The 12,227-nt window shown below is 49.2% G+C and carries 11 protein-coding genes; all 11 read right to left on the bottom strand.

What is annotated here, in order from left to right:
- Positions 1 to 17: 17 nt before the first annotated feature.
- Positions 18 to 1,421: a flagellar assembly protein A gene (locus ACFVU8_RS02300; RefSeq protein WP_387425722.1), complete on the bottom strand. Its 1,404-nt coding sequence runs from the start codon at positions 1,419 to 1,421 to the stop codon at positions 18 to 20.
- A gap of 30 nt (positions 1,422 to 1,451) precedes the next feature.
- Positions 1,452 to 2,240 (bottom strand): FliA/WhiG family RNA polymerase sigma factor, encoded by a 789-nt coding sequence (locus tag ACFVU8_RS02295; RefSeq protein ID WP_175371923.1) that lies wholly within the window; start codon positions 2,238 to 2,240, stop codon positions 1,452 to 1,454.
- 88 nt (positions 2,241 to 2,328) lie between these two features.
- The gene (locus ACFVU8_RS02290) at positions 2,329 to 2,748 is read right to left on the bottom strand and encodes a hypothetical protein (protein WP_379464359.1); all 420 of its coding nucleotides are present in this window, start codon (positions 2,746 to 2,748) and stop codon (positions 2,329 to 2,331) included.
- Positions 2,748 to 3,242, bottom strand: coding sequence for a chemotaxis protein CheD (locus ACFVU8_RS02285; RefSeq protein WP_379464360.1), 495 nt, complete (start codon positions 3,240 to 3,242; stop codon positions 2,748 to 2,750). The genes ACFVU8_RS02290 and ACFVU8_RS02285 overlap by 1 nt, the downstream gene beginning before the upstream one ends.
- Positions 3,235 to 3,828: a chemotaxis protein CheC gene (locus ACFVU8_RS02280; RefSeq protein ID WP_217622385.1), complete on the bottom strand. Its 594-nt coding sequence runs from the start codon at positions 3,826 to 3,828 to the stop codon at positions 3,235 to 3,237. The genes ACFVU8_RS02285 and ACFVU8_RS02280 overlap by 8 nt, the downstream gene beginning before the upstream one ends.
- A 36-nt stretch (positions 3,829 to 3,864) precedes the next feature.
- Positions 3,865 to 4,326, bottom strand: a complete 462-nt coding sequence (locus ACFVU8_RS02275; protein WP_066362105.1) for a chemotaxis protein CheW — start codon at positions 4,324 to 4,326, stop codon at positions 3,865 to 3,867.
- Positions 4,327 to 4,353: 27 nt separating this feature from the next.
- Positions 4,354 to 6,450 (bottom strand): chemotaxis protein CheW, encoded by a 2,097-nt coding sequence (locus ACFVU8_RS02270; protein WP_387425721.1) that lies wholly within the window; start codon positions 6,448 to 6,450, stop codon positions 4,354 to 4,356.
- Between the two features lie 34 nt (positions 6,451 to 6,484).
- Complete coding sequence (locus tag ACFVU8_RS02265) at positions 6,485 to 7,876, bottom strand: chemotaxis-specific protein-glutamate methyltransferase CheB (RefSeq protein ID WP_387425720.1); 1,392 nt, start codon at positions 7,874 to 7,876, stop codon at positions 6,485 to 6,487.
- A gap of 37 nt (positions 7,877 to 7,913) precedes the next feature.
- Positions 7,914 to 8,792 (bottom strand): MinD/ParA family protein, encoded by an 879-nt coding sequence (locus ACFVU8_RS02260; RefSeq protein ID WP_387425719.1) that lies wholly within the window; start codon positions 8,790 to 8,792, stop codon positions 7,914 to 7,916.
- Entirely contained in the window at positions 8,792 to 10,183 is a 1,392-nt protein-coding gene (flhF, locus tag ACFVU8_RS02255; protein WP_387425718.1) for a flagellar biosynthesis GTPase FlhF, read from the bottom strand. The genes ACFVU8_RS02260 and flhF overlap by 1 nt, the downstream gene beginning before the upstream one ends.
- On the bottom strand, positions 10,180 to 12,213 hold the full coding sequence (gene flhA, locus ACFVU8_RS02250) for a flagellar biosynthesis protein FlhA (protein ID WP_387425717.1): 2,034 nt from the start codon (positions 12,211 to 12,213) through the stop codon (positions 10,180 to 10,182). Before flhA ends, flhF begins: the two co-directional genes overlap by 4 nt.
- Between the last annotated feature and the right edge of the window lie 14 nt (positions 12,214 to 12,227).

The following is a 12,227-nucleotide window of genomic DNA, read 5'->3' as shown; positions in this document are numbered from 1 at the left end:
ATGCTGCCCGCCTGAGTTTAGATGTACGGCGTGATTGAAATATCACCTTCGCTGTATGCGAAAACGACCCGCTCTGTCGGGTCTTTTACAAACCTGGTGTATCTGCCAATTACGATTTTACAGCCTCCATATATCGTCTTGACAGCCTCTACTCTGGCTCTCCCCGTATCCTCCAGCATTCTCTCAATCTCAAGCACACGGCCCTTGATTCTCGCCTCATCCCGCTGATGGGATTGTTTGGTGGCATTGAGCTTGACGCGAAGCGCTATTTTGTCGGGAGACAGCTGACCGCTGTTCGCCAATTGATTTAGCAGATAAAGCGCCTTGGAGGTCTTATCGTCATTCTCAAGCAGTTGTCGTAACTGTTGACGAAGTTCATTAATCTCATTTCTCAGCTCAGGCAGTACGCCTACTTCAATGGCCGTTGCCGTGGACATCGTGTTACCGATTGTCCGTGCGACCACCCGCTCGCCGGCCTGAATAGTTCCACCGACAATTAAACCTTTTGTGCCATTGCACACGACGTCGTGTCCTGCACGTATATCGGAGTGCATAATGCTCTGCGAGACAATAATGTCTTCACCTGCAGTTACATTTCCGTCTTGGATAAAGGACACCTTTACATTTTTACCAGCGCTGATATGACCTTTGTGATAACCGATAATTCCACCTGTAATCTCGATGGAGCCCCCGGCGATTAGTTCAGCGCCTTCCACGCCGCCGACCACCCGAATATCGCCCTCCGATTTGACGGAGAACCCGGTGAGAACATTACCACGGATAACAACGGTACCCACAAAATCAATATTTCCGGTACTGTAATCCACGTCACCATTGACTTCATAAACCGGAAAAACATTGATTTTGCCTTTATCCGTAATCGTCACAAGACCATCTATTGCAGCATACATCGAGGTCTCTTCATTGCTGACCAGAACGTTTTTCCCCACTTTAAACTGGGCTTCACGCCCAGCCTTGAATGGCAGCTCTTCGCCCGTCACCATCTTGCCTGGTTTGCCCGCTAATGGAGGAACGGTCTTCGCGATCAATTGGCCTTTACGGACATTATGCAGCCGGACCAAATCCTTATAGTCGACTTTGCCGTCAGCTTTCTCAGCTGGCCCACGGTCTTCTTCCATATCAATAGTTAGAACAACTCGTCCATCCGTACCATTCTCGGCGGTATCTCCAATCGCTATTGGTACTCTATTGAAGAAATACTCCTCGGGATGAGTACTGAGACGCTGGACAATATCCCGTTGAATACCATATCTGATATTATGACTGTGCAGAAAAGCCTCCAGCTCTTCGATCGAACAGGAAAAATTCTCGTCTTTTTTGGAAAACTGGAGGTAAGCAATGCCTTTGTCATCCGAAAATGTAATGCTCAGGTACTGATTCAAAGCATAATGACCGATCAAATTATACTCCCCCTTGTCACCGCAGTACGGTTAATCGTTTTGCATGAGAAGATCACGGTTTTTCTCCAGCGTTCCCCTCAGCCGCAAAATGGCTTTAGAATGGAGCTGCGAAATCCGCGAGGGGGATAATGACATGACCTCGGCAATTTCGCTTAAAGACAAATCTTCATAATATAAAAGGGACACCACGGTCCGTTCTTTCACCGTTAGTTTCTCAATGCCTTTGGTAAGGGTCTCACGCAAATAAAATTCGTTTACCTTGCGATCCGGGTTCTTTGCCTTGTCATCCACAAGGATGGACATCCGGGTCTCCGATTCTTCTTCGCGAATGGGGTCTTCCAGTGAGCAGAGTGACATAACGGCCACATCCTGCAGCATATTTTGAAATTCTTGTTCGCTAATGTTCAGGTATTGACTCATTTCTTCGTCGGTAACAGACCGTAAATATTTCTGTTCCATCTGTTGATAAGCATCTTCGATTTTTTTGGCTTTCTCCCGCACCGACCGGGGAACCCAGTCACTCTGGCGCAAAGAATCAAGGATCGCCCCACGTACCCGCCAGGAGGCGTAGGTCTGGAACTGGAGCCCCCGCTTATAGTCGAATTTTTCAATGGCATCAATCAGCCCCATAACACCATTGCTGGCTAAATCATCCTTGGATACGTTCTTGGGCAATCCTACAGCCAAACGGCTGGATACGTAATCTACAATATGGAGATAACTCTCAATCAGCTTTTTCTTAGCTTCAGGATCGCCGTGTTCTTTCCACTGCGTCCATAGCTCGTCTATCTCCGATTGAGAAGCTTTACGCTCGTTCAACAGCTTTCACCCTTCCCAAAGTTTAGTCAGCGTGCCCTGAGTGAGGAACCGTACAGCTTAGCCGAATACCGGTTCCTGCAGCACTACCTTATTCTTCTTTCAGGTGACGAACGGCCTTGGCCAATTCTTCAGGATCTTTCATAGTGACCAGCTTGGGCGGCTTTAGCGGTGTAAATCCTCCGTTATCTCCATTCCCTTCGGCCGGCTTTGGCTTCAAAAGATTCTTCAATTCCTCATCCTCATCCGGAGTGCTGATATTCAGTCTGGCACCCAGCGCTTCTTCGCCATCCCCTGCAGCAGGGTCCGTGAGTTCTTGTGGTTCCGTTTGTTTCAACATAACACCCAATACCCATCTAAGAAGAAATGCAAGCAAGAACCAGGTGATAAATCCAAATAATCCTCGAATCAGACTGGTCATTAGCAAGTTATTCCCGTAAGTGACAAGGAAGGTAACCACAAAGCCTACTACGCCAGACAGCAAATTTATCAAAATGTTTCCAATCATCATTATAATTCCTTAGCGCCTTTTTGCACACTGCGGATGTACAAGACTCCGGTGCTACAGGCGATCTCTATCGTACGGCCATAATTGCCGCCGGTATCTTCAGCGAGTAAGGGAATGTTCAAAGCTTCAAGTGCCAACTTACAGGATTCCACATTACGAGGCCCGATCCTCATGGTGTCACTCCCTCCAGCAAAGGCAAACATCTGCGAGCCTCCCGCCATCTTGGCAACGATTCGGCTGCGGACCGCCCCAAGTGACAGCAGACGGTTCAGCAGTTCCGGCACAGCTGTATCGGCAAACTTGGCGATATTGAGCTGCCCCTCCCTGGCAATTTCGGAGGAGGGCAGCATAACATGTGCCATTCCTGCCAGCTTTTTGCCCGGATCATACAGGGTCAATCCTACGCAGGAGCCAAGTCCAGTTGTACGGATCAGACCCTGGCTCCCGACATTAAGATCTGCCATGCCTACCTTTATGATGGTTTGTTCATCAATCATTGTCGAAAGGAACTCCTAGTGATTTGAAGATTTTCGGGAACGATTCCGGATCGGGGATGAGGAAGAATTGCCCTTCAATCTCATTTTGCCCTTCCAAAAACGTTGTATCTATCAGCAAAGCATCATCGCCCATTTGCCCAAACTGTAACAGGCCGTAGCCCAGAATTGCGCCCGCCATGTCCATTGCGAGTGCCGGCACCGTTGGGTACATGGTAAGCGAAGTAAAATCGGCTAGTGAGGACAGATAAGAACCAGCCAAAATGTTGCCGATTTCATTCAATGCGGATAATTCCATTTCGCTCAATTCTTCCCCACCAGACAGCTCGATCCCGGCCACACGGCTGAGCAGATTGACGGCAGCTTCCGGTGTAAGAATGAAGAACAGATTGCCAGGTGCATCACCTTCAACCCGCAGGAATACGGCATACACCAATTCTTCGGCTCCGCCCACTTTCTCAGTAATTTCCTCAAAGTTGAGCAGCTGGACCTTTGGTACGGCCATATCAATCGGTTTGCCCAGCAGCTGAGATAACGCGGTGGCAGCGTTACCTGCTCCTATATTACCGACTTCCTTGAGCACGTCCATTTTGAAATCCTTGAAGTTTTTGAACAACTCCACTGGTTAGCCCTCCAGGCCTTCCAATTGTACGATTTCGCTCTTGTTGAGCACCTCGGACAAATTGAGCATGATCAGCAGACGGTCTTCCCCGATTTTGGCCACCCCGTCCAAGTACTTGGCTTTGATGCCACCCACAACATCTGGAGGTGTATCAATGGAATCCCTGTTAAGATCAATGACATCATTGGCGGAATCTACGATGAAGCCTACTTCCATCTCGTTCACAGCTACTATAATTACTCTCGTCTGGTCGGTGTGCTCAGCCTCAGCAATGCCGAAGCGGCCACGAAGATCAATCACAGGGATCACAACCCCGCGCAAATTGATTACTCCCTTGATAAAAGAATACGTCTTTGGTACACGTGTGATCGGCATCATACGCTCGATGGTCTGCACCTTATCCACTTCAATGCCGTATTCTTCGACACCTAATTTGAACACTATCACTTTAATATCTTCAGCCATGGAATGAACCTCCCTGTTCTATCCTAGTTATTTAATAAAAGCGTTCGGATCAATAATGAGTGCCACCTGTCCGTCACCAAGAATCGTAGCGCCGGATATGCCTTGAATCTCAGGCAGATATTTACCGAGATTCTTGATTACAATCTCGTTCTGTCCGATAAAATCCTGTACCGCCAGAGCCACGAGGCGTTCTCCCTTACGGACCACAACGATTTCCGTTTCTTCTTCAGTACTTTCATCATAATCTGGTATGGAGAATATGCGGCTCAAGGAAACTAGCGGAATATGGCTGCCTCGGAACTCCAGCATTTTGTTGCCATGAATGGTACGGATTTGAGATTGCTTGATGATGCCTGTTTCTACAATCGAGGACAACGGAATCGCATACTTCTCGGAGCCCAGCTTAATCATCATTGCCGCAATGATCGACAGTGTAAGTGGAAGCTGTACCGAGAAGTTAGTTCCTTTACCCGGTGTGGAGTAAATGGTAACATTGCCGCCCAGCGCAGTAATCTTGGCCTTAACAACGTCCAATCCCACGCCACGTCCGGAAACGTCGGAGATAACTTCCGCCGTACTGAAGCCTGGGGCGAACAACATTTGATAAGCTTCTTCATCCGTCTTGCTTGCCGCTTCTTCTTGGGTAAGAATCCCTTTCTTAACAGCAGACTTCAGGACGTTCTCAGGGATAATCCCTCTTCCATCTTCTTCAATTTCAATGAATACATGGTTACCGCTATGGAATGCGCGCAGGTTAACCGTTCCGGTCTCCGGCTTGCCAGCAGCAATCCGGTCGGCAACAGATTCGATCCCATGGTCAACCGCATTGCGCAGCAAGTGCACGAGCGGATCGCCGATTTCATCGATGACCGTTCTGTCCATCTCAGTCTCAGCACCGGTAATTACAAGATCAACCTTCTTGTCCAAAGACTTGGCAAGGTCACGAATCATCCGCGGGAACCGGTTGAATACCGTATCCACCGGCACCATGCGCAGCTTCATTACGATATTCTGCAAATCGGCGCTAACCCGGCTCATATGCTCTACCGTTTCGGTAAGATCACCACTTTGCATTTCGGAAGCAAGCTGTTCCAGACGGACCCGGTCAATAAGCAGTTCACTGAACAGGTTCATCAGAACATCCAGACGCTCAATGTCTACCCGGATGGTCCGCGACGGCGTACCGCCCGTTCGGCCAGCAGCCGGGGACTTGGCCCCTTCTTCTTTAGCAGCCGCTCTAGGCGCTGGAGTGGATGTAGCAGCTGGTGCAACAGGAGTTTCCACAGCAACAGCTACCTCAGAAGCAGCGGTAGCTACTTCGGCAGTGGCCGCCGCCGTGTCCTGACCAAGCTGATGTAAGGATTCTTGATCCAGCGCAATAGCCGTCACCTTGTCAATTTCCGACAGGTTCAGGATCATGGCCTGAATTTCACTAGCATCCTTTTGAGTTATGTAATAGAGTGAAAAGCTGTGATCAAATTTCTCCTGCTCAATATCTTGAACGGAAGGGAAGGATTTAACGACCTCGCCGGAGCGTTCCAAGAGATCAAATACCATGTAAGAGCGTACCGCTTTAAGCTGACAATCCTCACGAATTGCAACCTCCACGAACATAACCTTATGGCCTTCCTGAATAGACTGCTCCAGGACAGAGAACTGGAACTCGTCCAGATGTATTGGAGTCTCGGCTTGTCCGGAAGCTGCTGGAGCACTCCCAGTCGTTGCACCACCTGCTGCAGGAACTTCACCGCGAACAATGGCCTGAAGATCGGCTACAATCGCAGAAACATCTGCCTTGCCTTCACCGCCCCCAGTAATGTCCTGAACCATCGATTCCAGGGCATCCAGACTTTTGAATAAGGTGTCAAAAATGAAATCCTGCATCCGCAATTTGTTGTTGCGAACCAGATCAAGCACGTTCTCCATTTGGTGAGTGAGTGAAGCCAAATCCTCAAAGCCCATAGTAGCCGCCATACCTTTTAAAGTATGCGCAGAGCGGAAGATTACCTGTACGATGCTCAGATCCTCAGGATTTGCTTCCAGCCCCATCATATTTTCGTTCAATGACTGCAGATGATCATTTGACTCATCAATAAACATGGATAAATACTGATTCATGTCCACTAACGAGCACCTCCCCTTCGAGTTCGCTTTTCCGTTATTTAACGGCTTGCACCAGTCTTGGAGCTATTTCCTGCAACGGCAGGATATGTCTAACGCACTGCAGTTCAACCGCAGAGCGCGGCATTCCATATACAACACAAGTCTCTTCACTCTCGGCAAAGGTTGAACAAACGCCGGATTCATAGAGAGCCTTCATCATTCGTGCTCCATCGCTTCCCATTCCTGTCATCAGCACAGCATGACGTTCCAGCGACGAAAGCGGAAGCAAGGATTCAAATAATGTATCTACAGACGGCCTATGGCCGTTACGTGCCTCTTCCTTCGTAAGAGAAAGGGTATATTGCCCGCCAGCGGTTGGAACAACCTTCATGTGATAGCCACCCGGGGCGATATAGGCGGCCCCTTGCCGCAATACCATACCCGGCTCCGCCTCTGCCACTTCCAGCGGACTGAAGGTATTCAAACGCTGTGCCAGCGATTTCGTGAAGTTAGGCGGCATATGCTGCACAATCACGATCGGCGCTGGGAAATCGGCCGGAATGTTCTCCAGCAAAGCCTTAAGGGCTCGCGGCCCTCCGGTTGAACAACCTACAGCGACGATTTTGCTGAGTCCCTTCGCAGAACCGGAGCTCCGGACCGTGCTTGGAGCGCCAGTCACCTCTGCCCGTTCAGCAGTGGTCTCCTGTTGTAACTGGAGTACATTCGTAGACTCACGCTCTGTTCTGAGGCGACTCCTGAACTTCTCAGAAGCTGGCGGTGGCAGAACCGACTTCTTCGTGGTTTTGCTCTCCGGTGCAGCTTTTTTCTGGATAGGCTTAGCAGCGCGAGTCACCTCTGCCGGCTTAATCGCTCTATCTGCTTCGGCTTGCTTGCTTGCCGGCAGTCCGGAGTTTTTGGCTGGGAGCTCCAGATTCTTTCTTACAGCTTGTATACTTGGTTTAGCGGTTTGTTCCTGCGGCGCTACAGGCTCAACAGGTTTAGCTTCGATGGCCTGAATAGTAGTTTCTCTGACTTGTCTTTGATGACGGGCCAGCATCGCTTCCTTCATCTGCTCACGCAGCGATTCCCCCACGGCGATGATATCTTGCGAGCTGGAAATCGATGGCTTACGGATGAAGTCGAAGGCCCCCCACTCCAGTGCCAGAATGGTCTCCTTCATGCCTTCCTCGTTGATGCCAGACAGCATAATTACGGGAAGCGGACGCTCGGCCATGATTATTTTCAGCGCTTCCAGGCCGTTCATTTCCGGCATTTCCACATCCATGGTCACAAGGTCGGGGCATAGCTCGTTTACTTTTTCAATCGCCTCACGGCCATTGGCTGCCGTTGCCGTTACCTGAAAGTCAGCATCGTTTTCAATCAAATCGGAAATGATCTTGCGCATAAATGCAGAATCATCAACAACCAAAACTTTATATGGCTTCATATCATTTCCACCTCTGTTCCTGAGTTCAGAACATGTACTACCTGTTTCGTATTAACCACTTGCGAATAAACCCCTTAATCCCCTGAACTTTGGTTTCTATGGCAGCATCGCTTGCCAGATAACGAACGGCTAGAAGATGAACGTCTTTAGCTGCTGCGCTGTTTGGATAGGCTAGAATGAACGGTACTTGTCTTTTCACGGCCTGAACCACATGGGAATCACTGCTGATATGACCCAAGAAAGGAAGATTCAGTTGTAAAAACCGGCTTGCCGCCATTCGAATTTTATCACTAGTTGCTGCTGCTTCCCGTATGTCCCCAGCTTGATTGACAATAAGTCTGAAAGAAACATCGGGATGAGAGTTATGTACCACTTTCATTAGTGCGTAGGCGTCAGTTATAGCCGTTGGCTCTGGGGTAGTGACCACCAGACAGTCATCGGCAGACGAAATAAATTTCATCGTTTCCTTGGACAAGCCAGCACCTGTATCAAACAGAATAAAATCCATGCTGTCGGCAATCTCGGCGATCTGGGTTGTAAAATAATTGAGATCAGCCTCAGAGAGCGAGAACAGCTCGTCCATGCCAGAGCCACCTGCGATGAAAGGAAGATCTTGCGGTCCAAGTTGAACGACCCGGTTAATATCGGCTTCTCTTGTTAGCAAATGATAGAGGTTATATCTGGGAGAGACCCCCATTAACACATCTATGTTCGCCATCCCGATGTCAGCGTCGAATAAAAGAACTTTCTTCCCCAGTGACTGAAGGGCCAACGCAAAATTCAGTGTAAAATTCGATTTACCAACGCCGCCTTTTCCGCTGCAGACTGTAATAACCCGGGCAGTGGAACCTTCCTTGGTTATACGTTTGGTGTCTTGGCTGGACACAAGATGTCTTAAAGATTGCGCTTGATCCATTAATACCCACCTGTTCCCAAGAGCATATCAGATAGTTCTTTTTCAGAAGCAAGTAAGAGATCATCCGGAACGTTCTGCCCATTGGTCAAGTAAGACAAGGTTAACGGAAAATCATTCAGTACATTGAAAAGAGGACCGTAGCTTCCCGTTTCATCCAGCTTCGTAAAGATTACTTTATCCAGCGGATACCTGCCGAAATGCTCGGCAATCTTCTTCATATCCCGGCTCTTGGAGGTCATGCTAAGAACCAGATAAGTCTCGCTCCTTAGCTCCTTGGCCAACAGGCTCTGCAATTCAGCAACAAGCATCTCATTGCGGTAATTGCGTCCCGCTGTATCCATCAATACGAGATCACAGCTTTCGAGCCGGAACATCGCCCGCTGCAGATCTCCCGGCGACTGAACCACTTCCAGTGGAATGTTCAGAATAGACGCATAGGTTCGTAGCTGATCTACAGCCGATATCCGGTATGTATCCGAGGTGATCAAGCCCGCTCTACGGCCATACTTGAAGAGTTGCTCTGCAGCCAGCTTGGCGATTGTCGTCGTTTTACCAACGCCGGTAGGTCCGGCAATGTATACGATCTGTGTATCCGGGCGTATCCCCTGAGCTACACGGCCCTCGAGAAAGCTGCTGATCTGTTCAGCCAGACACTGATCGAACTGCTCAGATCTCCAGGTGCGTCCTTCATCATTCCAGCGGTCAAAAATAGTGCTAATCCATTCTTCAACCAGCACCGTATCCATCTCCTGATCTACCAGTTGGCTCCTGAGTATCTCCAGACGATCCGGCAATTCACGCGAGCCTGAGGAGTGACGAGCAATCCGTTCCATCCACTGCTTCATTTCGCGAATTTCACGCAACACCTCAGGATCAGGCGCCGATGCTTCATTTATAAGAGGTCTTCTCGCTTCCTCCATGAAGTCAACATTTAGGAGCGGGAACTCAGGCTCCTTACTCAGCAACGTCTGTCTCGTCTCCTCCAAAGTCGAAGGTGGATCTTGGCGCACGGGAGGCGCTGGCACAACCGGTGTCTCCTGAATACCTATGGCCTCAGAGAGCGCTGCGGCAATCTCGGCAAACGTGCGGTTCTCCGCAGGAGCTGGCTTCTCTTCAACAGCCTGCGGCGTGGCAGATGCTCTTTTATACGCCTGCGGAACGGCATTGCGCGGTATGCTAAGAGAAGGCGCTGGCGGCGGTGCCGGAGCAGCTGGCTTCTGCTCCTTCTCTACGGCAGCAACCACTTCTATCTTTTTCTTTTGGAAGAGTCCGATAAACCCGCCTACTTTGATCTCTTTGGTACTAAGAATGACGGCGTCGCTGCCTAGCTCATTGCGGATGGACAACATAGCATCAGGCATCGTATCCACCACATAACGCTTCACTCTCATAGATTCACCACTCCAACGCTTTGAATTTCAATGTTCGGTTCAAGCTCGCTGTAAGAGAGCACCGGAATATCCTGCATCGTGCGTTCAATCACCTGCCGCAAATACATGCGGATATTCGGTGAGGTCAGCACAATCGGTTGCTGTCCCGACTGAAGCAGTCGATTGATCTGCTCGGTCAGTCGCTGATAGACCGTTTGTGTAGACACCGGATCCAACGCTAGATAGCTGCCCTGCTCCGATTGCTGCACACTTTCAGAGATTTTCTTTTCCAGTGTCGGCCCTACGGTTATTACCCGTAACGTCTCCCCGGTTTGAGAGAACTGTTGGGTAATTTGTCTCGATAAAGACTGACGCACATACTCGGTAAGAATGTCAGGATCCTTGGTGTAGGTTCCATAGTCTGCGAGCGTCTCGAAGATGGTTACGAGATCCCGGATGGAGATCTTCTCACGAAGCAATTTCCCCAGCACCTTCTGCACATCCCCGATGGCCAATACTGAAGGAATGAGCTCATCCACAAGCACAGGGTAGTTCTCCCGCAAATTGTCGACCAGCATTTTGGTTTCCTGACGTCCGAGCAACTCATGCCCGTGGCGTTTAATCAGTTCAGTAAGATGTGTTGCTACAACAGAAGGTGGGTCAACTACGGTATAACCTGACAACTCAGCACGTTCTTTTACGGATTCGTCAATCCACAGAGCCGGCAATCCGAAAGAAGGCTCCACGGTTTCAATCCCGTTGATAGACTCATCATCATACCCTGGGCTCATGGCAAGATAGTGATTAAGTAATAATTCACCACCGCCAACGTTATTTCCTTTAATTTTGATGACATATTCATTCGGTTTTAGTTGAATATTGTCGCGAATGCGAATAACAGGCACCACTAGTCCCATCTCAAGCGCACATTGCCGTCGAATCATGATAATTCTGTCGAGCAAGTCACCACCCTGGCCCGTATCAGCCAACGGAATCAAGCCGTAGCCAAATTCGAACTCAATCGGATCGACTGAAAGCAAGTTGATAACACTTTCGGGACTGCGCACTTCTTCGATCTGCTTTTCTTCCACAAGCTGTTCTTCCGCGATCTGCTTTTTATTGAGATTCTGACTCATCCGGTAAGCAGCGAAGGCCATCAGTCCAGCTAAAGGCAACGTTGTTGTGAGATGAATTGGAGTAAACAAACCCAGGAAGGCTACAGTTACAGCTACAATATAGAGCAGCTTCGGATAAGACAATAATTGTCCTGTCAAATCCTCTGCCAGATTGCCTTCCGAAGAAGCGCGGGTAACAATCAAGCCGGCAGCGGTCGAAATGAGCAAAGCAGGAATCTGACTGACCAGCCCGTCACCAATAGTCAGTACAGAATAGGTTGACAGTGCTTCACCAAAAGGCATACCGTGTACAACCATCCCGATGATAAATCCGCCGATAAGGTTAATAAGGAGGATAATGATGCTGGCAATAGCATCCCCTTTAACAAACTTACTGGCCCCGTCCATCGCTCCGTAGAAGTCTGCCTCGCGCTCTACTTTCTGACGACGCTCACGGGCCTGCTGTTCATTAATCATGCCGGCGTTGAGGTCGGCATCTATACTCATCTGCTTTCCGGGCATCGCATCGAGTGTGAATCTCGCGCCTACCTCGGCCACGCGCTCGGAACCTTTGGTGATAACTATAAATTGAACAACTACCAGAATCAGAAACACGACAAAACCGACAGCAATCTGTCCGCCGGCAATCCAGCTACCAAAGGTAGCAACTACAGCACCTGCATCACCTTCAGAGAGAATCAGCTTGGTTGTCGAGATGTTCAGCGCTAGGCGGAACAGCGTTGTAATCAGAAGCAATGCAGGAAAGATTGAAAACTGCAAGGCTTCCTTGGTATTCATAGCCACCAATATGATGGTTAACGCAACTGAAATATTAATAACCAGTAAAACGTCCAGAAGCCAGGACGGGATAGGCAGAATCATCATAAGCACAATACCGATGATGCCCACCAAAACAGATAGATCTCTAGCTTTCAATGTCCTTAACCTCC

This window comes from Paenibacillus sp. NPDC058177, assembly GCF_042883835.1.
Taxonomy (GTDB): Bacteria; Bacillota; Bacilli; order Paenibacillales; family Paenibacillaceae; genus Paenibacillus_AQ; species Paenibacillus_AQ agri.
This window is presented reverse-complemented; position numbering and strand designations above follow the sequence as displayed.